21 protein-coding genes are annotated in these 20836 nt (G+C 71.8%); 7 read left to right on the top strand and 14 right to left on the bottom strand.

The genetic code is table 11. The annotated features are described in order from the left end of the window. Positions 1 to 52: 52 nt before the first annotated feature. The 3 genes from N3K63_RS03800 to N3K63_RS03790 form a co-directional block, all read right to left on the bottom strand. A complete protein-coding gene (locus tag N3K63_RS03800; RefSeq protein WP_261578661.1) occupies positions 53 to 187 on the bottom strand; it encodes a hypothetical protein in 135 nt (44 codons plus the stop codon). Next, complete coding sequence (purL, locus tag N3K63_RS03795; RefSeq protein WP_261578660.1) at positions 184 to 2514, bottom strand: phosphoribosylformylglycinamidine synthase subunit PurL; 2331 nt, start codon at positions 2512 to 2514, stop codon at positions 184 to 186. The genes N3K63_RS03800 and purL overlap by 4 nt, the downstream gene beginning before the upstream one ends. An 89-nt stretch (positions 2515 to 2603) precedes the next feature. Continuing rightward, positions 2604 to 4409, bottom strand: a complete 1806-nt coding sequence (locus N3K63_RS03790; RefSeq protein ID WP_261578658.1) for an alkaline phosphatase family protein — start codon at positions 4407 to 4409, stop codon at positions 2604 to 2606. A gap of 56 nt (positions 4410 to 4465) precedes the next feature. On the opposite strand from N3K63_RS03790, the gene N3K63_RS03785 reads away from it, so the two are divergent. After that, the gene (locus N3K63_RS03785; protein ID WP_261578657.1) at positions 4466 to 5092 is read left to right on the top strand and encodes a hypothetical protein; all 627 of its coding nucleotides are present in this window, start codon (positions 4466 to 4468) and stop codon (positions 5090 to 5092) included. Positions 5093 to 5133: 41 nt separating this feature from the next. Here N3K63_RS03785 and N3K63_RS03780 read toward each other — a convergent pair whose 3' ends face one another. Continuing rightward, entirely contained in the window at positions 5134 to 5340 is a 207-nt protein-coding gene (locus tag N3K63_RS03780; protein ID WP_261578656.1) for a hypothetical protein, read from the bottom strand. 92 nt (positions 5341 to 5432) lie between these two features. Between N3K63_RS03780 and N3K63_RS03775 the strand changes: the two genes are divergently transcribed. Then, positions 5433 to 5774 carry an ArsR/SmtB family transcription factor gene (locus N3K63_RS03775; protein WP_261578655.1) on the top strand — a complete coding sequence of 114 codons (342 nt, stop codon included), beginning with the start codon at positions 5433 to 5435 and terminating at the stop codon, positions 5772 to 5774. Between the two features lie 52 nt (positions 5775 to 5826). Beyond that, positions 5827 to 6807, top strand: a complete 981-nt coding sequence (locus N3K63_RS03770) for an SRPBCC family protein (protein WP_261578654.1) — start codon at positions 5827 to 5829, stop codon at positions 6805 to 6807. A 68-nt stretch (positions 6808 to 6875) separates the two neighbouring features. Here the strand turns inward: N3K63_RS03770 and N3K63_RS03765 are convergent, their stop codons facing one another. From N3K63_RS03765 to N3K63_RS03735, 7 genes are all read right to left on the bottom strand, one after another. Beyond that, complete coding sequence (locus N3K63_RS03765; protein ID WP_261578653.1) at positions 6876 to 7547, bottom strand: response regulator; 672 nt, start codon at positions 7545 to 7547, stop codon at positions 6876 to 6878. Continuing rightward, a complete protein-coding gene (locus N3K63_RS03760; RefSeq protein ID WP_261578652.1) occupies positions 7544 to 10033 on the bottom strand; it encodes a DUF4118 domain-containing protein in 2490 nt (829 codons plus the stop codon). The genes N3K63_RS03765 and N3K63_RS03760 overlap by 4 nt, the downstream gene beginning before the upstream one ends. 74 nt (positions 10034 to 10107) lie before the next feature. After that, positions 10108 to 10719, bottom strand: coding sequence for a K(+)-transporting ATPase subunit C (gene kdpC / locus N3K63_RS03755; RefSeq protein WP_261578651.1), 612 nt, complete (start codon positions 10717 to 10719; stop codon positions 10108 to 10110). Between the two features lie 45 nt (positions 10720 to 10764). Next, positions 10765 to 12939, bottom strand: coding sequence for a potassium-transporting ATPase subunit KdpB (gene kdpB / locus N3K63_RS03750; protein ID WP_261578650.1), 2175 nt, complete (start codon positions 12937 to 12939; stop codon positions 10765 to 10767). 2 nt (positions 12940 to 12941) lie between these two features. Continuing rightward, entirely contained in the window at positions 12942 to 14624 is a 1683-nt protein-coding gene (kdpA, locus tag N3K63_RS03745; RefSeq protein ID WP_261578649.1) for a potassium-transporting ATPase subunit KdpA, read from the bottom strand. A gap of 1 nt (position 14625) precedes the next feature. Continuing rightward, complete coding sequence (locus N3K63_RS03740) at positions 14626 to 14715, bottom strand: potassium-transporting ATPase subunit F (protein ID WP_261578648.1); 90 nt, start codon at positions 14713 to 14715, stop codon at positions 14626 to 14628. Beyond that, positions 14712 to 14855: a hypothetical protein gene (locus tag N3K63_RS03735; RefSeq protein ID WP_261578647.1), complete on the bottom strand. Its 144-nt coding sequence runs from the start codon at positions 14853 to 14855 to the stop codon at positions 14712 to 14714. Before N3K63_RS03735 ends, N3K63_RS03740 begins: the two co-directional genes overlap by 4 nt. A gap of 180 nt (positions 14856 to 15035) precedes the next feature. Between N3K63_RS03735 and N3K63_RS03730 the strand changes: the two genes are divergently transcribed. The 4 genes from N3K63_RS03730 to N3K63_RS03715 are packed head-to-tail and all read left to right on the top strand — an operon-like array spanning position 15036 to position 17281. After that, complete coding sequence (locus tag N3K63_RS03730) at positions 15036 to 15377, top strand: PadR family transcriptional regulator (protein WP_261578646.1); 342 nt, start codon at positions 15036 to 15038, stop codon at positions 15375 to 15377. 1 nt (position 15378) lies between these two features. Next, on the top strand, positions 15379 to 15750 hold the full coding sequence (locus N3K63_RS03725) for a DUF1048 domain-containing protein (protein ID WP_261578645.1): 372 nt from the start codon (positions 15379 to 15381) through the stop codon (positions 15748 to 15750). Further along, positions 15747 to 16514, top strand: a complete 768-nt coding sequence (locus N3K63_RS03720; protein WP_261578644.1) for an ABC transporter ATP-binding protein — start codon at positions 15747 to 15749, stop codon at positions 16512 to 16514. The genes N3K63_RS03725 and N3K63_RS03720 overlap by 4 nt, the downstream gene beginning before the upstream one ends. Continuing rightward, positions 16511 to 17281 carry an ABC transporter permease gene (locus N3K63_RS03715; RefSeq protein WP_261578643.1) on the top strand — a complete coding sequence of 257 codons (771 nt, stop codon included), beginning with the start codon at positions 16511 to 16513 and terminating at the stop codon, positions 17279 to 17281. The genes N3K63_RS03720 and N3K63_RS03715 overlap by 4 nt, the downstream gene beginning before the upstream one ends. 50 nt (positions 17282 to 17331) lie before the next feature. Here the strand turns inward: N3K63_RS03715 and N3K63_RS03710 are convergent, their stop codons facing one another. The 3 genes from N3K63_RS03710 to N3K63_RS03700 all read right to left on the bottom strand — a co-directional run bounded on the left by N3K63_RS03710 (position 17332) and on the right by N3K63_RS03700 (position 20630). Next, entirely contained in the window at positions 17332 to 18744 is a 1413-nt protein-coding gene (locus N3K63_RS03710) for an NAD(P)/FAD-dependent oxidoreductase (protein WP_261578642.1), read from the bottom strand. A gap of 126 nt (positions 18745 to 18870) precedes the next feature. Then, positions 18871 to 19314, bottom strand: coding sequence for a Fe-S cluster assembly sulfur transfer protein SufU (sufU, locus tag N3K63_RS03705; RefSeq protein WP_261578641.1), 444 nt, complete (start codon positions 19312 to 19314; stop codon positions 18871 to 18873). After that, positions 19311 to 20630, bottom strand: coding sequence for a SufS family cysteine desulfurase (locus N3K63_RS03700; RefSeq protein ID WP_261578640.1), 1320 nt, complete (start codon positions 20628 to 20630; stop codon positions 19311 to 19313). The genes sufU and N3K63_RS03700 overlap by 4 nt, the downstream gene beginning before the upstream one ends. Between the last annotated feature and the right edge of the window lie 206 nt (positions 20631 to 20836).

Below are 20836 nucleotides of genomic sequence, written 5' to 3'. Positions count from 1 at the left end.
TCACGCCCGCGCGCCGGCGCGCTGGGAAGGGCCCGGGGATCGGGCGCCTCCGTCAGCCGAAGATCAGCGCGAGCACGGTCGCGCCGCCGCCGACGAGGATCAGCGCGACGATGACCGTCCACGCGACGATCTTCGTGCGGCGCGAGCGCTTGTCGGCGAAACCGGAGTACTCGTCAAGATCGCTCATGCGGGAACCTCGTCGATGATCGGCCCGAAGGCGGCGGGGAGCGTCGCGGTCGAGACGCCGCGCAGCTGGGCGAGCGGCAGGGTGAACACGTCCTGCACCTCGAGGGCGGGAGCGTCGCCGTCGGCGGCAGGGTCGGTCACGCCGATGCGCAGCACCGGGTAGCCGCGGCCTTCGCACAGTCCGCGGAACTTGACGTCCTCTTCGCGGGGCACCGACACGATGACACGGCCGGTCGACTCGCTGAACAGCGCCGTCGCGGCATCCACGCCGTCACGCTCCATGATCTCGCTCAGCCAGACGCGGGCGCCGACGCCGAAGCGCAGGCTCGCCTCGGCGAGGGCCTGTCCGAGGCCGCCCGACGACAGGTCGTGGGCGCTCGAGACGAGCTCCTGCTGGGATGCCGCGTGGATGAGCTCGGCGAGGCGCTTCTCGGCGTCGAGGTCGACGGCCGGCGGGCGGCCGCCGAGGTGACCGTGCACGGTGCCGGCCCAGGCCGAACCGCTGAGCTCGGTGGCGGTGACGCCCAGCAGGTAGATGTTCTCGCCGGCATCCTGCCAGCCGCTGGGGATGCGGCGGGCCACGTCGTCGATGATGCCGAGCACGCCCACGACGGGGGTCGGGAAGATCGGGGTGTCGCCGGTCTGGTTGTAGAAGCTGACGTTGCCGCCGGTGACGGGCACGCCGAGCTCGAAGCAGCCGTCGGCGAGGCCGTCGACGGCCTGCCCGAACTGCCACATGACCTCGGGGTTCTCGGGGCTGCCGAAGTTGAGGCAGTCGGTGACGGCGGTGGGCACGGCGCCGGTGACGGCGACGTTGCGGTAGGCCTCGGCCAGCGCGAGCTTGGCGCCCTGGTAGGGGTCGAGCTGGCAGTAGCGGCCGTTGCAGTCGGTGGCGATCGCGAAGCCGAGACCCGACTCCTCGTCAACGCGGATCATGCCGGCGTCGTCGGGGAAGCTCAGCGCGGTGTTGCCCATGACGTAGTAGTCGTACTGGTTGGTGATCCACGCCGTGTCGGCGAGGTTCGGGCTGCCCAGCAGCTGAAGGAACTGCTCGCGCAGCACCTCGGGGTCGGAGCTGCGCGGCAGCGCGGATGCCGAGTCGCTCTGCAGCGCGTCGATCCAGGTGGGGTAGGCCACGGGGCGCTCGTAGACCGGGCCGTCGACGGCGACGGTCGACGGGTCGACGTCGACGATCTGCTCGCCGTGCCAGAAGATCTGCAGGCGACCGTCGCCGGTCACCTCGCCGAGCACGCTCGTCTCCACGTCCCACTTGCCGACGACCTCGAGGAACGCGTCGAGCTTCTCGGGCGCGACGATGGCCATCATGCGCTCCTGGCTCTCGCTCATGAGGATCTCCTCGGGCGTGAGCGACGGGTCGCGCAGCAGCACGTTCTCGAGGTCGACGCGCATGCCGCTGCCGCCGTTGGCGGCCAGCTCGCTCGTGGCGCACGAGATGCCGGCGGCACCGAGGTCTTGGATCGCCTCCACGAGCTCGGCCTTGTAGAGCTCGAGGCAGCACTCGATGAGCACCTTCTCGGCGAACGGGTCGCCCACCTGCACGGCGGGGCGCTTGGTGGGGCCGCCGTCGGCGAAGGTGTCGGATGCCAGGATCGACGCGCCGCCGATGCCGTCGCCGCCGGTGCGCGCACCGAACAGCACGACCTTGTTGCCGGCGCCGGTCGCGTTGGCGAGCTTGATGTCTTCGTGGCGCATCACGCCCACGGCGAGGGCGTTGACGAGCGGGTTGCCCTGGTAGACGGCGTCGAAGACCGTCTCGCCGCCGATGTTGGGCAGGCCCAGGCAGTTGCCGTAGAAGCTGATGCCGCTCACCACGCCGTGCACGACGCGGGCGGTGTCGGGGTTGTCGATGGCGCCGAAGCGCAGCTGGTCCATGACGGCCACGGGGCGCGCGCCCATCGAGATGATGTCGCGCACGATGCCGCCGACGCCGGTCGCGGCGCCCTGGAACGGTTCGATGTAGCTGGGGTGGTTGTGCGATTCCACCTTGAAGGTGACCGCCCAGCCCTCGCCCACGTCGACGACGCCGGCGTTCTGGCCCATGCCGACCATCAGACGCTCGCGCATCTGGTCGGAGACCTTGTCGCCGAAGCGGCGCAGGTAGATCTTCGACGACTTGTACGAGCAGTGCTCGCTCCACATGACCGAGTACATCGCCAGCTCGCCGGAGGTGGGGCGGCGGCCGAGGATCTCGCGGATCTTCGCGTACTCGTCGGGCTTCAGACCGAGGGCGCCGTAGGGCTGCTCCCGCTCCGGCGTCGCCCGGGCGTTGTCGACGGTGTCTGCAACAGAAGTGACAGGGGTGCTCACGCGGCGGGGCTCCAAGACTCGGGGTGCCGGCGGGGGATCGGCATCAGTCTAGTTGCCGCCGTCCGCGCGGGAGTCCGCACCGGGCGCGGTCAGCGTCGCCGGTGGTCGAGGGCGTCCTCGGCGTCGCCGTCGGCATCCCACGTTCCGAACAGTCCGTCGCCCTTGTCGACGAGCGCGTCGTAGGCCTCGCCGTAGTTGACGGGCACCTTGGCGCCCGGGTCGAAGCGCGACGAGAGCAGGCCCAGCAGACCCCGGGCGGGGGAGGTGAGCGGGCGGGCGTGGTGCTTGTCGTCGCCGGACTTGCCGGTGCCGCGCTCGGGGTTGGGCGGCACGTACAGCGCCTGCGGCCGCGGCCAGCTGTAGGGCTGGCGGGGCACGGTGAGGTTCACCGCGTTGAAGATCGGGTTGGCGGACTGGTCGCGCGCGGTCAGCGGCCGCAGCCCGTGCAGGCGGCACAGGGTGTTGATGACCGACCCGTGGTGCATCTCGTCGTGCACCACGGTGCCCGCCTGGGTGTAGGCGCTGACCACGATCGCCGGCACCCGCAGCCCCAGCCGGTCGAACGTGAAGCCCATCTCGCCGGGCCCGCTGCTGTCGGGCGGCACGGCGCTGGGCGGGGCGACGTGGTCGTAGGTGCCGCCGTGCTCGTCGAAGGTGATCACCAGCGCGGTGTTCATCGCGTTGGAGCCGGCGGCCGTCGTGCCGGTGCGCACGGCGTCGTAGACGTCTTGCACGAGCTTGTCGCCGGCGCGCACGTCGGATTCGGCGCTGTTGGAGATCCGCAGCTTCGTGCCGTCGTCGAGGGTGATCTCGCCCTCTTTCACCTCGCCCCACGGCGGGTGCATGTCGTTGTGGTTGAACACCATGCGCGGTTCGATGAACGCGTACTGGGGCAGGTTGCCGGCCTTGGCGTCGAGGTAGAACTGCCCCATCTCGCGGAAGTTCGACTTCCAGTACTTCTCCAGCACCGAGGCGTGCAGCATCCCGGTCAGGGAGACCAGCTGGGTGGCGTCGTAGTACACGCGCCAGGTGAGCCCGGCATCCTCGAGGCGGTTGAAGATCGTCGGCGCCGGTGGGGCGTCGACCCACTTGTAGTAGTCGTCGCCGGTGTGGTTGACGACGTATCCGTGCGAGGTGGAGGCGTGGAAGAAGCTGCGGTTGCAGAAGGTCTGCGACGGCACCGCGGCGAACCACCGGTCGTAGACCGCGAACTCGCGGGCGAGGGTGGACAGCACCGGCATCTGCTCGGGTGAGAAGCCGCCCATCGACACCGCGACCTCGGCCGGGGTCGGTTCGCGCTTCTTGCTGAGCCGGAAGGTGATCTCGTAGTCGAGCGCGAACCCGGTGCCGGTCGCCTCCTGGCCGCGCGAGGGGGCGTTGTAGGGGTGGCGCTGCCCGTAGCGCTCGATGTAAGCGTTGGATGCCGGGGCGACGTTGCCGAAGAGCTGGGTGTTGACGTGGGGGTAGGTCTCGCCCGGGTCGGGGTGCGGCTGCTGCATCACCGAATCGGTGGGTCCCGAGTAGATGTGCGCGGCGATGCGCGTGCCGTCGGGGGCGGTGTTGGCGTAGTCGCCCTGCGGGATGCCGTCGAACTGGCTGCGGGTCTTCTCGCCGGACGCGTAGAGGTGGCCGAGCATGTTGTCGAAGCTGCGGTTCTCGAACATCACCACCACGACGTGGTCGAAGCCGGGCACCGCGCGCGGGGCGAGCGGGGCGTACTCGGGCGGATGCGCGGTGGCCGCGGCGGTGATCGCCGCACCCGCCGACCCGCCGATGGCGACGCCGGCGGCCCCGATGCCCGCGCGCCGCAGGAAGTCGCGCCGCGAGGGCTTCTCGCTCGCCCACTGCGCGTCGGTCGGCACCGGGCCTCTCGCCTCGTCACGCTGTCCCGCCATGGCCCCCTCCGGATGTCCTGCGATTCTAGGGGGAGGCGATCGGCTAGCCTCGCGCCATGGCCCCGACACTGCCCTTCGACCGCTCCGCCCGCTATGGAGCGGCGGTGGTGGCGATGCTGTTCGCGACCTACCTGGTCACCGCGACCGACTTCTCGGCGATCGTGCAGTCCGAGACCTACGCGGGCACCATCCGCAACGACGCCCCCCTGGTGAACCTCGTGCAGTTCGTGATCATCCTGGGCGCGATGGTCACCGCCCTGTGGCTGCTGCCCACCAGCGGCACGCGGCGCCTGGCCGGGGTGACGCTCGTGTGCGTCGTGCTGTTCCTGTGGGCGGCCCTCGGCCTCGAGCGCGGCGACGGCACCCTCACCCAGCCCCCGGCCCTGTGGGACTTCGTGCTCAATCAGGGGTTCGTGGCGCTGCTGGCGTCCGTCGGCGGCTGGGTCATCGCGCGCGGCCGGCATCCGCTCACCTGGCTGGTCGTCGCCGTGGCCGCGTTGCCGCCGCTGATCGCGCCGATCCTCATCCAGGCGAACTTCTCCAGCGGCGGCTATGCGCTGGTGATGCAGGGCACGGTCATCGTGGCCGGGCTCGCCGCGGTGTGGGGCGCGGCGCTGCTCGACAGCGTGCTCGTGCGGCCGCCGCACGAGCGGGTCGAGGGCGACGGGGCGCTCGTCCCCTGACCCTCGCGGGTTGAGGCGCGCCGCGGCGCCGTCGGGGCCGGTCAGGCGCCGTCGTCGTGGACGACGCCGAGGCCCACGGCCTCGTGGCTGGGCTCGGGCTCGTTCTTCGCGGGCGCCTTCGGCTCTTCGCCGGGCTTCTTCTCGGTGCTCGGCTTCTCGAGGTCGGCGGTGTCGGGCTCGGGGTTCTGAGCGTCGGGGTTCTGAGCGTCGGGGTTCTGAGCGTCGGGGTTCTGGTCGTCGGTGGTCATGTCGGCTCCTCTCCGACCTTCAGGATGCCGCCGGCGCGGCGAGCGGGGAAAGGGGTTGACACCCGGCATCCGCGGGTCTAACGTACAACCAAATGGTTGTAGAAACAGAGTTGAGCGATGACCAGACCGACCGCGTGTTCCACGCCCTCGCGGCGGCGACCCGCCGCGACATCCTGCGCCGCACGATCGAGCGGGAGCAGTCGGTGTCGGCGCTCGCCGCGGACTACGACATGTCGTTCGCGGCGGTGCAGAAGCACGTCGCCGTGCTCGAGGCCGCGCAGCTCATCGTCAAGCGCGCCGAGGGGCGCGAACGCCTCGTGCGCGCGGACCCCGTCATGATCGCCCGCGCCCGCGCGCTGCTGTCGCGCTACGAGAGCCTCTGGCGTCAGCGCATCGACCGACTGGATGCCCTGCTCGCCGACGACCCCGACTGATACGCCCACACCCATCGCCGCGGAACCCCGCGGACTCACAGAGGAGAACGCCATGCCCGTGACCGACATCACGACCGATCCCGAGAAGCTCACCATGACCCTCGAGGCCGTCTTCGACGCGCCCGTCGAGCGGCTGTGGCGGGCGTTCACACAGCCGAGCCAGCTCGAGCGGTTCTGGGGCCCTCCCGGCTGGCCCTCCACCTTCACCGCGTTCGACTTCACCGTCGGCGGCCATGCGAAGTACCACATGACCAGCCCCACCGGCGACGTCTCGCGCGGCGGCTGGGAGTTCACGCGCATCGACGCACCGGCATCCTTCGAGGTGCTCGACTCGTTCGTCGACGAAGACGGCGCGCCGATCGCCGAGTTCCCCGCGATGCGCATGGTGTTCCGGTTCGAGGCGACCGACACCGGGTCGAAGATGACGAACACGACCTACTTCGTCTCGCACGAGGCGCTCGAGCAGACCATCGAGATGGGCGCCATCGAGGGCTCGCGCATGGCCATGGACCAGCTCGACGCCGTGCTGCAGGACCTGCGGGCCTACGCGCAGGGCAAGGGCACGCAGGTGGAGCTGCTCGACGACGTGCACGTGCGCATCACGCGGCTGATCGACGGCCCGCGCGAGCTCGTGTGGCGCGCGCACCACGAGCCCGAGCTCATGAAGCAGTGGCTGCTGGGCCCCGACGGGTGGATCATGACCGTCGCCGAGCCGGCGACCGAGGTGGGCCAGGCCTACCGGTCGATGTGGGAGCAGGAGGGCGCGCCCGAGACCGCCTTCGGCTTCGAGGGCGAGGCCCTGCTGGTCGAGCGGCCCCGCCGCGCCGTGACGACCGAGAAGATGATCGGCATGGAGGGTCCGTCGACGACGAACGACCTGCAGCTCTACGAGGAGGACGGCGCGACGCTGCTGACCCTGCTCATCGAGTACCCCGACAAGGAGACCCGCGACATGATCCTCGCCACCGGCATGGCCGACGGCATGGAAGCCAGCTACGCGCGTCTCGAAGAGAAGGTCCTCGCCCCCGCCTGACCCGCTGCGCCGAGATGGTGCACCTTTTCGCCGAGAAGGTGCACCATCTCGCGGAATGCGGGCGGGTGTCAGGGGACGAGGCGGTAGCCCATGCCGGACTCGGTGAGCAGGTGCCGGGGGGCGGACGGGTCGGCCTCGAGCTTCTTGCGCAGCTGCGACATGTACAGCCGGAGGTAGCCCGAGTCGCTCACCTGGTCGCTCGCCCAGATCTCCTTGAGCAGCGTCTGGCGCGTCACGAGGGCGCCCGGATGCCGGGCCAGGAACTCCAGCATCCGCCACTCGGTCGGGGTCAGGTGCACGCGCTCGCCGCCGCGCTCGACGGCCTTGGCGGCCAGGTCGATCTCGACGTCGGCGAAGGCGAGCACGGGCTCGCCGGTCACCGGCGCGGCGCGGCGGGCGAGCGCCCGCAGCCGTGCCAGCAGCTCGTCGATCTGGAACGGCTTGGTGATGTAGTCGTCGGCGCCCGCGTCGAGCGCGTCGACCTTGTCGGCCGAGCCGGTGCGGCCCGACACCACGATGATCGGCACCTGCGTCCACCCCCGCAGGGCGTGGATGACCTCGACGCCGTCCAGCCGCGGCATCCCGAGGTCGAGCAGCACCAGTTCGGGGTGCTCGCGGGCGGCGAGGGCGATCGCGGCGGGGCCGTCGGCGGCGGCGACCACGTCGTAGCCGTGCGCGGCGAGGGTGATGCGCAGCGCCCGCACCAGTTGCGGGTCGTCATCGGCGACGAGGATCTTCACGCGGTCTCCGCTTCGGCCAGGGGCAGCGTGATCACCATGGTGAGCCCGCCGCCGGGGGTGTCTTCGGGGGTCAGCGTGCCGCCCATGCCTTCGGTGAACCCGCGCGAGAGGGCCAGGCCCAGCCCCAGCCCGACCGTGTTGTCGGTGTCGCCCAGTCGCTGGAACGGGGCGAACATCTCCTCGCGGCGTGCGGGGGCGATGCCGGGGCCGTGATCGACGATGCGGATCTGCGCGATGCCGCCGAGGCTGCTCGTCGACACGCGGGTGCGGATGCCGTCGGGGCTGACGCGCATGGCGTTGGCGAGCACGTTGACCAGCACCCGCTGCAGCAGCACGGGGTCGGCGGTGAGTGCGCCCAGCTGCGGGTCGAGGGCGAGCTCGACCTGGTCGGGGCCGGCCCCCAGCTCGTCGAGGGCGGCCAGCACCGCGCCGCCCGCGTCGACGGGGGCCAGCGACACGGCGAGCACGCCCGCCTCGACCCGGCTGACGTCGAGCAGGTCGGTGACCAGCGCCGTGAGGGTCGACAGCGACTCGTCGGCGGTCACGAGCAGTTCGCGGCGGTCGTCGTCGCTGAGCCCGGTGCCGGCAGCGCGCAGCCCGCCGACGGCGGCGACGGCGGCAGCCAGTGGGCGGCGCAGGTCGTGGCTGACGGCCGACAGCAGCGCCGAGCGCACCTGGTCGGTCTCGGCCAGCACATCGGCGGCATGCTCGGTGCGTTCGAGCTTCTGCTGCTGCAGCGCGGCGCTCAGCTGGGTGACGATCACCTGCAGCAGGCGCCGCTCCGAGGCGTCGAGCGGGGCGCCGTGCAGCTCGAGCACGGTGTCGCCCTCGACGGGCACCGCGGTGTGCCGGTCGCCGCGCAGCGGCTCGCCGTCGCTGGCGATCGTGCCCTCGCCGTCGACGAGGCGCACCCCCGCCAGGGCGAACGACTCGCGGGTGCGGCTGACGAGGGCATCGAGCGCGCCCTCCCCGCGCAGCACGCTGCCGGCGACGGTGGCCAGCAGGTCGGACTCGGCGGCGCTGCGCCGGGCGGCGCGGGTGGCCCGGGCGGCCTGGTCGACGACGACGCTCACCAGCAGCGCGATGACGACATAGAGGGTGAGCGCCCAGGCGTGCAGCGGGTCGGCGACGGTGACGGTGTACAGCGGCGCGACGAAGAAGAAGTCGAGGGTGAGACCCGACATCACCGCCGCGAACACGGCCGGCCAGATGCCGCCCAGCAGCGCGACGAGCACGACCAGCAGCTGGTAGGCCAGCACATCGCTGGTGATGGACTCGGGGCTGCGCAGCGCCACGAGCAGCCACGTCAGCAGCGGACCGCCGACGAGGGCGAGCGCGAACCCGAGCACGCGCCGACGGATGCTGAGGGCCGCGCCCGCCCGCCGCGGCAGGGTGAAGGGCCGGGCGGCGGCGGAGTGCGACACGATGTGCACGTCGATGTCGCCCGACGCGCGGATGACGGTGGCGCCGATGCCGGGGCCGGTGACGGCGGCGGCCAGGCGGCCGCGGCGGCTCACCCCGATGACGAGCTGCGAGGCGTTGACCGACCGGGCGAACTCGACGAGGGCGGCCGGCACGTCGGAGCCGACGACCTGGTGGTAGCTGCCGCCGAGCGACTCGACGAGGGCGCGCTGGGCGGTGAGGGCGCCGGGGCTCGGCTCGCGCAGCCCGTCTTGCGCGCTCACGTGCACGGCGAGCAGTTCGCCGCCGGCCGACCGTGCCGCGATGCGCGCGCCGCGGCGCACCAGGGTCTCGCCCTCGGGGCCGCCGGTGAGGGCGACGACCACGCGTTCACGGGCCTGCCAGGTGCCGCGGATGCCGTGCTCGGTGCGGTAGCTCTGCAGGGCGCTGTCGACCTCGTCGGCCAGCCACAGCAGGGCGAGCTCGCGCAGGGCGGTGAGGTTGCCCAGCCGGAAGTAGTTCGACAGGGCCGCGTCGATGCGCTCGGCGGGATACACGTCGCCGGCGGTGAGGCGGTCGCGCAGCGCCTGCGGGGCCAGGTCGACCACCTCGATCTGATCGGCCGAGCGCACGACGGCATCCGGCACGGTCTCGCGCTGGGCGATGCCGGTGATCTGCTCGACGACGTCGCCGAGCGATTCGATGTGCTGCACGTTGACGGTGGTGATGACATCGATGCCGGCGTCGCGGAGCGCCTCGACGTCCTGCCAGCGCTTGGCGTGGGCGGAGCCGGGGGCATTGGTGTGGGCGAGTTCGTCGACGAGGGCCAGCTGCGGGGCGCGCGCGAGCACCGCGTCGAGGTCCATCTCGTCGAGCGCGACGCCCCGGTGCCGCACGACGCGGCGGGGCACCAGCGGCAGCCCCTCGGCCTGGGCGGCGGTCGCCGCGCGGCCGTGGGTCTCGACGACCGCGACGACGACGTCGAGGCCGCCGCCCAGCAGGCGGCGGCCCTCTTCGAGCATCTCGTAGGTCTTGCCGACGCCGGGGGCGGCGCCCAGCAGCACCCGCAGCCTGCCGCGCTTCATGGGTTCACCCTATGCACGCGCGGCCGGCGCGGCGGCCACGGAGTCGGCGGCCACGGGGTCGGCGGCCACGGGGGTCACCGGCCTTCCGCATCGAGGGCGAGGTTCAGGGCGAGCACGTCGACGCGCGGCTCGCCGAGGAACCCGAGGTCGCGGCCGGTGGTGTGCGCGGCGACGAGCTCATCGACCCGGGATGCCGTGAGCCCGCGCTCGCGGGCCACGCGCGGCGCCTGCAGCTCGGCGTAGGCCACCGAGATGTGCGGATCGAGGCCCGAGGCCGATGCGGTGACCGCGTCGGCGGGCACGCGCGCCTCATCGACGCCTTCGAGGGCGGCGACGGCGGCGCGGCGCTCGGCGATCGCGGCGAGCAGGTCGTCGTTGTTCGGGCCGAGGTTGGAGCCACTGGAGGCGCCGCCGTCGTAGCCGTCGCCGGCGGCCGACGGCCGGGACTGGAAGTACTGCGGCAGGGCCGCGCCCTGCGCATCGGTGAACGACTGGCCGATGAGGCGCGAGCCGATCACCTGACCGTCGGCGCTGCGCACGAGCGATCCGTCGGCCTGGTCGGGCAGGGCGAGCCGGCCGATGCCGACGAGCAGGAACGTGTAGCCGAGGCCGAGCACGACGGTGAAGACGAGCATCGCGCGGACGGCGACGCCGGTGGTGCGCAGGGTGGTGCGGGTGGGGGACATGAGGGCCTCTCGGGCGGGTGCGGGGACGGGTGCGGATGCGGGGGCTCAGAAGCCCGGGATGACGCTGACGACGAGGTCGATCAGCTTGATGCCCACGAAGGGCGCGACCACGCCGCCGAGACCGTAGACCAGCAGGTTGCGGCTGAGGATCGACGCGGCGCCGGCAGCGCGGTAGCGCACGCCGCGCAGGGCGAGGGGGATGAGCACGATGATCACGAGCGCGTTGAAGATGATCGCGCTGGTGACCGCCGAGGCCGGCGAGCTCAGCTGCATGATGTTCAGCGCGGCGAGCCCGGGGAAGACCCCCATGAACATCGCGGGGATGATCGCGAAGTACTTGGCGATGTCGTTGGCCAGGGAGAAGGTCGTCAGCGCGCCGCGGGTGATGAGCAGCTGCTTGCCGATGCGGACGATGTCGATGAGCTTGGTCGGGTCGCTGTCGAGGTCGACCATGTTGCCGGCCTCCTTGGCGGCCGAGGTGCCGGTGTTCATCGCCACGCCCACGTCGGCCTGCGCGAGGGCGGGGGCGTCGTTGGTGCCGTCGCCGGTCATCGCGACGAGGTTGCCGCCCTTCTGCTCGGCGCGGATGAGGGCGAGCTTGTCTTCGGGGGTCGCCTCGGCGAGGTAGTCGTCGACACCGGCCTCGTCGGCGATGGCCGCCGCGGTGAGCGGGTTGTCGCCGGTGATCATGACGGTGCGGATGCCCATCGCCCGCAGTTCGGCGAACCGCTCGCGCAGCCCCTCCTTGACGACGTCCTTCAGGTGGATGACTCCGAGCACGCGCCCGGCGCCGTCGGCCCCGCGGGTCGCCACGGCCAGCGGGGTGCCGCCGGAGCGGGCGATGCGGTCGGCCTCGCTGGTGAGCTGGGCGCGCACGGATGCCGCCACGTCGGCGCCCGACGACTCGAGCCACGCGAGCACCGCGCCCGCGGCGCCCTTGCGCACCTGCGTGCCGTCGCCGAGGTCGACGCCGCTCATGCGGGTCTGCGCCGTGAACGGCACGGTGACGGCATCCGCGGGCAGCTGGGCGACGATGCCGGCCGCCCCCGCCAGGTCGAGCACCGAAGTGCCCTCCGGCGTCGGGTCGGCCAGCGACGACAGTGCGGCGGCGCGGGTGAGCTCGTCCTCGTCGGCGCCGGGGACGGCGACGAAGGCCGTCGCGCGCCGGTTGCCGTAGGTGATCGTGCCGGTCTTGTCGAGCAGCAGCGTGGTCACATCGCCCGCCGCCTCCACCGCACGGCCCGAGAGGGCCAGCACGTTGCGCTGCACCAGCCGGTCCATCCCGGCGATGCCGATCGCCGACAGCAGCGCGCCGATCGTGGTGGGGATGAGGCAGACGAGCAGGGCGATGAGCACCGGGATCGACACCGGCGAGGCGGCGTAGGAGGCGATCGGGTTGAGCACCAGCACCACGACGACGAACACGATCGACAGGCTCGCCAGCAGGATGTTCAGCGCGATCTCGTTGGGGGTGCGCTGACGGGAGGCGCCCTCGACGAGGGCGATCATGCGGTCGACGAACGTCTCGCCGGGGCGGGAGGTGATCCGCACCACGATGCGGTCGCTGAGCACCCGCGTGCCGCCGGTCACCGCGCTGCGGTCGCCGCCGGACTCCCGCACGACGGGGGCCGACTCGCCGGTGATCGCCGACTCGTCGACGGTGGCGATGCCGTGCACGATGTCGCCGTCGCCCGGGATGAGCTCCCCGGTCTCGACCACGACGACATCGCCCACCCGCAGCTGGGCCGACGGCACCTCCTCGGTCGGGGCGCCGGTGGCCGCGGCATCCGTCGCCGGATCGTAGGAGTCCACCCGGCGGGCGATCGTGGTGGTGCGGGTCTGGCGCAGCGTGGCGGCCTGCGCCTTGCCGCGCCCCTCGGCGACGGCCTCGGCGATGTTCGCGAAGAACACCGTGAGCCACAGCCAGAGGGCGATGCCCGCGGTGAACCCCCACGGCGCATCCGCCCCGCCCGAGGCCTGCGCCCCGCCCAGGAAGGGCTCGGCGATCGCGATGAGGGTGGTGAGGGCCGCGCCCACCCACACCAGGAACATCACCGGGTTGCGCCACTGCGACGCGGGGTTGAGCTTGCGCACCGCGCCCGGCAGGGCGGCGACGATCTGCGCGGCGCCGAACGCGCGGCGCGGTGGGGTGGGGGCCGCCCCGGCCGCCGGTGCCGGCTGCGCGGGAGCGGAGGGTGTCGTGGTCTGCGCGGTGTGCATGGTCAGGAGAGTCCTTCGGCGAGCGGTCCCAGGGTGAGCACCGGGAAGTAGGTGAGGGCGGTGACGATGACGATGACGCCCGTCAGCAGGCCCGCGAACTGCGGGCGGTGGGTGGGGAGGGTGCCGACGGTCGCCGGCACTTTGTCTTGCGCGGCGAGCGACCCGGCCAGGGCGAGAACGAGCACGATCGGGATGAACCGGCCGAGCAGCATCGCCACCCCCAGCGCCGTGTTGAACCACGGCGTGTTGGCGGTGAGGCCGGCGAAGGCCGACCCGTTGTTGTTGGCCGCCGAGGTGAAGGCGTAGAGCACCTCCGACAGTCCGTGCACCCCGGGGTTCCAGATCGAGGTCGCCTCGACGTCGGCGCGCACCGCGGGGATCGCGAAGCTCAGCGCCGTGCCGGCGAGCACGAGCGTCGGGGTCACCAGGATGTAGAGGCTCGCCAGCTTGATCTCGCGCGGCCCGATCTTCTTCCCGAGGTACTCGGGGGTGCGCCCGATCAGCAGACCGCCGACGAACACGGCCAGCACGGCGAGGATGAGGATGCCGTACAGGCCCGCCCCGACGCCGCCGGGGGCGATCTCGCCGAGCATCATGTTGATCATCGGCAGCATGCCGCCCAGCGGTGTGTAGCTGTCGAGCATCGCGTTGACCGCGCCGGTGGAGGTGAGGGTCGACGTCGAGGTGAACAGCGTCGAGCCGCCGATGCCGAAGCGCAGCTCCTTGCCCTCCATCGCCGCCCCCGCCAGCGACGCGGCCTGACCGCCGCCGGCGGCCTCGGCCCACGTGCCGAGCGCGAGCGAGGCGACGAACAGGCCCGCCATGACCGCGGCGATCGCATACCCCTGTCGGTCGTCGCCGACCATCCGCCCGAAGGCACGCGGCATCGCGAACGGGATCAGCAGCATGAGGAAGACCTCGACGAGGTTCGTCCACGGCGTCGGGTTTTCGAACGGGTGGGCGGAGTTGGCGTTGAAGAAGCCGCCGCCGTTGGTGCCGAGCAGCTTGATGGCCTCCTGACCGGCCACCGGCCCGCCGGGCACCGACTGGGTGGTGCCGGCCAGCGTCGCGGCATCCGTGAAGCCGTTGAGGTTCTGGGCGACGCCGCCGATCAGCAGCACGATCGCCGCGATCACCGACAGCGGCAGCAGCAGGCGCCAGGTGCCGCGCACGAGGTCGACCCAGAAGTTGCCGATCGTGCCGCTGCGGCGGGCCGCGAAGCCGCGCACGAGGGCGATGGCCACGGCGATGCCCACGGCGGCGGAGACGAAGTTCTGCACCGCGAGCCCCGCGAACTGCGCGGTGTAGCCGAGGGTGAGCTCGGGCGAGTACGACTGCCAGTTGGTGTTGGCCACGAACGAGATCGCGGTGTTGAAGGCGAGGTGCTCGCTGGGGGCGGGGAGGCCGAGCGCGTAGGGGAGCACCTCCTGCATCCGCTGCAGCGCATAGACCAGCAGCACACCCACCAGCGAGAACAGCAGCACGCCGCGCAGGTAGGCCTGCCAGGTCTGCTCGGCGCGGGGGTCGACCCCGATGAGACGGTAGGTGCCGCGCTCGACGGCGAGGTCGCGCGGGGAGGTGTACACCCGGGCGATGTAGTCGCCCAGCGGGCGGTACAGCAGGGCGAGCAGGAGGAGGACGGTGGCGGCCGAGAGGGCGGCGAAGCCGAGCTGTGCGGCATCCATGTCAGAAGCGCTCCGGTCGCACCAGGGCGATCACGAGATAGACGACGGCGGCCACGGCCAGGGCGGCGGCGAGGATCGAGATCACGGTCACAGCCGCTCGACCCCCTTGGCGATGAGCGCGACGAGGGCGAACAGCCCCAGCGTCGCGGCGAGGAAGAGGACATCGAGCACGGGGGACTCCGGAGCGTTCGACCGCGCGATCGCTGTGGCGCGGGTGCCCGCGGTGGGCACGGCTCCCGATACAACTCCGCCCGGGGGCGCCGCCGGGTGATCCTCACGGTTTCCCTACGGCTCGCGCCGCGGTCCTCACGGATCGCTCGCAGAGAAGTTGGTACTCACTGTTGCCAAGTAGCGGTACTCATGCTTACTATGTACCGGTAGTAAGCAACACTGACTAGTGAGGACGACCGCATGGGAAAGCAGACCACCGAGATGCTCAAGGGCGTGCTCGAGGGCATCGTGCTCGCGATCCTCGCGCGCCGTCCCGCCTACGGCTACGAGATCACCGCCTGGCTGCGCGACCAGGGCTTCGTCGACATCGCGGAGGGCACCGTCTACGCCCTCCTGCTGCGCATCGAGCAGCGCGGCCTCGTCGACGTCGAGAAGGTGCCCTCCGAGAAGGGGCCGCCGCGCAAGGTGTTCACCCTCAACGCGCAGGGCACCGGGCAGCTCGATGAGTTCTGGAGGACGTGGAGCTTCCTCTCAGACCGACTGGAACAGCTCCACACCACCCCCACCGCTGAAGGAGCATGACATGGCCGCTGGATGGATCGAGAAGATCACCGGATCGCTCGAAGACAAGAAGCAGTACCGCCAGTACAAGGAGCGCGTGCGCGCGCTGCCCGCCCCCTACCGCACCGCCGCCGAGGCCCTCGACCGCTACCTGATGATCGCCGGTGGCGTCTCCGACGGCGGCACCCTGGTGCGGATGCTCGACGACCTCGTGACCCTGTTCGAGGCCGCCGCCGCCGACGGCACCCCGGTGCGCGCCATCGTCGGCGAGAACCCCGTCGAGTTCGTCGACGACTTCCTCTCCAACTACGCCGAGGCGCAGTGGATCCGCAAGGAGCGTGCGCGGCTGATCGAGCAGATCGACCGGGCTGCAGAAAGCGACGGTGCCTCATGACCACGGCATCCACCCCCGCCATCCGCGTGAGCGGTCTCGAGAAGTCGTTCGGCGAGCTCGAGGTGCTGCGCGGGGTCGACCTCGAGGTGCAGCGGGGCAGCATCTTCGCCCTGCTGGGCGGCAACGGCGCCGGCAAGACGACGCTCGTGCGCATCCTCTCCACCCTGCTGCGGGCAGACGGCGGCACCGCGAGCGTCGCGGGGCACGACGTCGCCACGGCGCCGGACACGGTGCGGGAGGCCATCAGCCTCACCGGTCAGTTCGCCGCCGTCGACGAGGTGCTCACCGGCCGCGAGAACCTGATGCTCGTCGCCCAGCTGCGGCGCCTGCACAGCCCCGGCGTCATCGCCGACGACCTGCTCGCGCGCTTCTCGCTCACCGAGGCGGGCAGCCGCCGCGCGGGCACCTACTCGGGGGGCATGCGGCGCCGGCTCGACATCGCCATGAGCCTCATCGGCGACCCGCCGGTGATCTTCCTCGACGAGCCGACCACGGGTCTCGACCCGCAGGCGCGCATCGAGGTGTGGCAGACCGTGCAGGCGCTCGCCGGCGCCGGCACGACCGTGCTGCTGACCACGCAGTACCTCGACGAGGCCGAGCACCTGGCCGACCGCATCGCGATCCTGCACCGCGGGCGCATCCTCGTGGAGGGCACGCTCGCCGAACTGAAGAAGCTGCTGCCCGCCGCGACCGTCGAGTACGTCGAGAAGCAGCCCACCCTCGAGGAGATCTTCCTCGCCCTCACCGAAGAGAAGGCCGCATGAGCGCCGTCGCCACCGCTGTCGTCCACGACACCTCCGTCCTCACCGGACGGTCGCTGCGCCACATCCTGCGCAGCCCCGACACGATCATCACCACCGCGGTCACCCCCGTGGCCCTGATGCTGCTGTTCGTCTACGTCTTCGGCGGGGCGATCAACACCGGCGGCGGGTCGTACATCGACTACATGCTGCCGGGCATCCTGCTGATCACCGTGGCCTCGGGCATCGCCTACACGTCCTACCGGCTGTTCCTCGACCTGCAGGGCGGCATCGTCGAGCGGTTCCAGTCGATGCCCATCGCCCGCTCGAGCGTGCTGTGGGCCCACGCCCTCACCTCGCTCGTGGCCAACATCACCGCACTGGTGATCGTGGTGGGCGTCGCCCTGCTGATGGGGTTCCGCAGCGGGGCGGGGGTGGGGGAGTGGCTCGCCGTGGCCGGCATCCTGGTGCTGTTCACCCTGGCCCTCACCTGGGTGGCCGTCATCGCCGGCCTCACCGCGACCACGGTCGACGGCGCGAGCGCGTTCAGCTACCCGCTCATCTTCCTGCCGTTCATCAGCTCGGCGTTCGTGCCCACCGATACGATGCCCGCGCCGGTGGCCTGGTTCGCCGAGAACCAGCCCGTCACCCCGATCGTCGAGACCATCCGGGCGCTGCTGGGCGGCACCCCCGTGGCCGGCGACATCTGGATCGCGCTGGCCTGGATGGTCGGCATCCTCGTCGCGGCCTTCTTCGGCGCGATGGCGATCTACCGCCGCCGCACCCGCTGACCACACGACGAAGCGCCGGCCCGGAACCATCGGGCCGGCGCTTCGCGGTGTCAGTCGGTGGCGGCGGAGGTCTCTTCGGCGGCCGCGTCGTCGACGGCCTCGAGCTGCTGCTCGGGCAGGCGCAGCCGCTCGGCCTTCGACGGGCGGATGGCGGGCACGTCGCCGACGATCGGCACCGGCTTGCGGTACAGGCCCGACCCGTAGCGGGCGACGAGGCCGATCATGACGGTGAGCTTGTTGCGCGGGCCCAGCAGGCTCGTGATGTGCACGAACAGCCACGCCATCCACGCGGAGCGGCCGGTGAGGGCGATCATGCGGCGCAGCAGCGGCACGCGCTGCAGCACCGGGATGCGGTGCAGCACCGGCAGGTTGGCCAGTCCCGGCACCTCGCCGACCGCCGAGCGGCGGCCGATGATGGCCAGCTGCCCCTTGTCGTAGTACTCGAAGCGCTGGGTGGGCTCGCCGCGCAGGATGCGCTGGATCTGCCGGCCGATGTGCGCCCCGCCCTGAATGGCCGGCTGCGCCAGCTGCGGCAGGTCTTGCGGGGCGATGGCCACATCGCCCGCGGCGAAGATGCCCGGCAGGCCCTCGACCTGCAGGTCTTCGCCCACGCGGATGCGGTCGCCGTCGTCGAGCGGCAGGTTCCAGAACCGCACCTCCTCGTGGGGTGCGACGCCGGTGGCCCACACCGTGAGGTCGGAGGGGATGACGGTGCCGTCCGACAGGGCGACGGCATCCGCACGCACCTCGGCGACCCCCGAGCCCAGCCGCACCTCGACATGGCGCCGGGCGAGCTCGGCCTTCGCATAGCGGCGCAGCTTCGGGGTGAAGGGCTTGAGGATCTCTTCGGAGCGCTGCACCAGCACGATGCGGAACGCGTCGCCCTCGAGCTCGGGGTAGGCCGGCTCCAGGCCCTGGTCGCGCAGTTCGGCCAGGGCGCCGGCCATCTCGACGCCGGTGGGGCCGCCGCCGATCACCACGACGGTCAGGCCCCGGCGCCGGTCGCCCTGCTGGGTGGCGCGCTCGAGGCGCGTGAAGAGCGTGTCGCGGATGGCGATGGCCTGCGACCGCGAATAGACCGCGAACGAGTTCTCCTTCGCGCCCGGCGTGCCGTGGTAGGCCGTGGTCACGCCGTTGGCCAGCACCAGGTAGTCGAAGGCGATCGTCTGACCGTCCAGCAGCCGCACCGTGCGCGCGGCCGTGTCGATCTCCATGAGGTGCTCGTGCACGATGTCGAGGTTGGGTTGCGCGATGCGCAGGCTCCGCAGGAAGTGCGTGACGTCGCCGGGGTTCAGCCCGCCGGTGGCCACCTGGTACAGCAGCGGCTGGAAGGTGTTGTACACCCGGCGGTCGATCAGCGTCACCCGCACGGGGGCGCCGCGCAGGGCGCGCGCCGCGTTGATGCCGGCGAACCCGCCGCCGACGATCACGACGTGCGGGAGTGACGGAGCGGTTCGAGTCATGTCGCTCACGCTAGCGACTCCTTCCTGTGCGCCGAGCGCACGGCATCCCGCCGAGAGCACGACCTTCACACCGTCCGGATGCCGTGTGCTCGACGCCAGGTCGTGCACTCGGCGAGACGGCGGTGCTCACGCTTTGGCGAGGGCGTCTTCGAGGGCGACCCACGCGAGCATCGCGCACTTCACCCGCGCCGAGAACTTCGACACCCCCGACAGCGCCGCGGCGTCGCCGAACGTGTCTTCGTCGAGCTCGATGGTGCCGCGGGAGCGCAGCGCCTCGCGGAAGCCGTCGATCAGCTCCTTCGCGGCGGCGCGGTCGAGGCCCTCCTCGACGACGAGGTCGGCGAGCATCGAGGCCGACGCCTGCGAGATCGAGCAGCCGCGACCCTCCCACGTCACCGCGGTGATGTGCTCGCCGTCGACGGTGGCGCGCAGGGTGATCTCGTCGCCGCACACCGGGTTCTTCTGGTGCGAGGTGCCCGAGTGGGGCGCGTCGTCGGCCAGGCCGAAGTGCTGCGGGTTCTTGGAGTGATCGAGGATCAGCTCGCGGTACAGGGCATCGAGATCGCTCATGCGTCGGCTCCGAAATAGGTGCGGATGCCGCGGACGGCATCGAGGAACTCGTCGACGTCGTCGACCGTGTTGTAGAGGGCGGCGCTGGCGCGCACCGAGGCGGTCATGCCGTAGCGGGTGTGCAGCGGCGCGGCGCAGTGGTGGCCGACCCGCACCGCGATGCCGCGCGCGTCGAGGAACTGACCGGCATCGTGGGCGTGCACCCCGTCGACGTCGAACGACCACAGGCCCACGCGCTCGACCCCCGCGGCGTCGCCGAGCAGGCGCACGCCGGGGATCTCGCGGAGCCCCTCGCCCATGCGGGCGGCGAGCATGCCCTCGTGGGCATGGATGTTCGCGAGGCCCACGCCGTCGAGGTAGCGCACCGCCGCGGCCAGGCCGATGGCGGGCCCGACCGGCTGGGTGCCGGCCTCGAAGCGCTGCGGCGGCGGCAGGTACTCGGCGCCGTCGAGGGTGACCGTGGTGATCATCGAGCCGCCGGTGAGGAACGGGGGCAGCGCCTCGAACACGTCGCTGCGGCCGTAGAGCCCGCCCACCCCGTAGGGGCCCATCATCTTGTGGCCGCTGAAGACGGCGAGGTCCACGCCCAGGGTGGGGAGGTCCAGCGGCAGGTGCGGCGCCGACTGGCAGGCGTCCATGACGGTGACCGCGCCCACCTCCTGCGCGAGGGCGATGAGCTCTGCCACCGGGTTCACGATGCCCAGCACGTTCGACACGTGCGGGAAGGCGACGATGCGGGTGCGCGCCCCGATCAGCTCGGCCGCGGCATCCAGGTCGAGCGTGCCGTCATCGTGTGCCGGGATGTGCCGCAGCACCGTGCCGGTGCGCGCCGCCAGCTCCTGCCAGGGGATGAGGTTGGCGTGGTGTTCGATCGCCGTGACGACGATCTCGTCGCCGGGGCGCAGGGCGAAGCGGGCGGATGCCGGGGCGCCGCGCCCGGCGGTGGCGTTGCCGATCGCGTAGGCGACGAGGTTCAGCCCCATCGTCGCGCCGCTGGTCCACACGAGCTGGTCGGGGCCGGCGCCGACGAACCCGGCGACGGTGGCGCGGGCGTCTTCGAACAGGTCGGTCGCCTCGGCGGCGAGGGTGTGCGCGCCGCGGTGCACGGCGGCATTGGCGTGGGTGAGGAAGTCGCGTTCGGCGTCGAGGACGGCGGTGGGCTTCTGGCTCGTCGCCGCCGAGTCGAGGTAGATGAGGCGGTGCCCGCCGATCCGCTCGCCGAGGATCGGGAAGTCGGCGCGCAGGGCGACGGGATCGAGCGCCCCGGTCGGGGGCGTGACCGCGGCCGGCGCGGGGGTCGTGGCTGGTGAACTCACCCATCCAGGCTACGCCGTGGCGGAGGTGCGGGGCCGGGCCGTTCGCCGCCGCCTCGAGAAAGGGGTTGAGCCGGGAGCACCGTCGACCTATGATAGCCGAGAAAACGCTTTCTCGGAGCGGACGCCGAGCAAGCCCACCGGTCCTCCCCCCTGTTCTTGGGCCGGTGCGGGCATGCTCTCCCGCTTGCCCTGACTCGGATACGAGT

Source organism: Microbacterium festucae (assembly GCF_025421715.1).
GTDB lineage: Bacteria > Actinomycetota > Actinomycetes > Actinomycetales > Microbacteriaceae > Microbacterium > Microbacterium festucae.
The sequence above is the reverse complement of the archived record's forward strand: the minus strand, read 5'-3'. Positions and strand labels throughout refer to the sequence as shown.

What these genes read in the sequence shown, in the direction of transcription:
- N3K63_RS03800 (WP_261578661.1), bottom strand. Translation starts at nt 187, where the DNA reads ATGAGCGATCTTGACGAGTACTCCGGTTTCGCCGACAAGCGCTCGCGC.
- N3K63_RS03790 (WP_261578658.1), bottom strand. Translation starts at nt 4,409, where the DNA reads ATGGCGGGACAGCGTGACGAGGCGAGAGGCCCGGTGCCGACCGACGCG.
- N3K63_RS03785 (WP_261578657.1), top strand. Translation starts at nt 4,466, where the DNA reads ATGGCCCCGACACTGCCCTTCGACCGCTCCGCCCGCTATGGAGCGGCG.
- N3K63_RS03780 (WP_261578656.1), bottom strand. Translation starts at nt 5,340, where the DNA reads ATGACCACCGACGACCAGAACCCCGACGCTCAGAACCCCGACGCTCAG.
- N3K63_RS03775 (WP_261578655.1), top strand. Translation starts at nt 5,433, where the DNA reads ATGGTTGTAGAAACAGAGTTGAGCGATGACCAGACCGACCGCGTGTTC.
- N3K63_RS03770 (WP_261578654.1), top strand. Translation starts at nt 5,827, where the DNA reads ATGCCCGTGACCGACATCACGACCGATCCCGAGAAGCTCACCATGACC.
- N3K63_RS03760 (WP_261578652.1), bottom strand. Translation starts at nt 10,033, where the DNA reads ATGAAGCGCGGCAGGCTGCGGGTGCTGCTGGGCGCCGCCCCCGGCGTC.
- kdpC (WP_261578651.1), bottom strand. Translation starts at nt 10,719, where the DNA reads ATGTCCCCCACCCGCACCACCCTGCGCACCACCGGCGTCGCCGTCCGC.
- kdpB (WP_261578650.1), bottom strand. Translation starts at nt 12,939, where the DNA reads ATGCACACCGCGCAGACCACGACACCCTCCGCTCCCGCGCAGCCGGCA.
- kdpA (WP_261578649.1), bottom strand. Translation starts at nt 14,624, where the DNA reads ATGGATGCCGCACAGCTCGGCTTCGCCGCCCTCTCGGCCGCCACCGTC.
- N3K63_RS03730 (WP_261578646.1), top strand. Translation starts at nt 15,036, where the DNA reads ATGGGAAAGCAGACCACCGAGATGCTCAAGGGCGTGCTCGAGGGCATC.
- N3K63_RS03725 (WP_261578645.1), top strand. Translation starts at nt 15,379, where the DNA reads ATGGCCGCTGGATGGATCGAGAAGATCACCGGATCGCTCGAAGACAAG.
- N3K63_RS03720 (WP_261578644.1), top strand. Translation starts at nt 15,747, where the DNA reads ATGACCACGGCATCCACCCCCGCCATCCGCGTGAGCGGTCTCGAGAAG.
- N3K63_RS03715 (WP_261578643.1), top strand. Translation starts at nt 16,511, where the DNA reads ATGAGCGCCGTCGCCACCGCTGTCGTCCACGACACCTCCGTCCTCACC.
- N3K63_RS03710 (WP_261578642.1), bottom strand. Translation starts at nt 18,744, where the DNA reads ATGACTCGAACCGCTCCGTCACTCCCGCACGTCGTGATCGTCGGCGGC.
- sufU (WP_261578641.1), bottom strand. Translation starts at nt 19,314, where the DNA reads ATGAGCGATCTCGATGCCCTGTACCGCGAGCTGATCCTCGATCACTCC.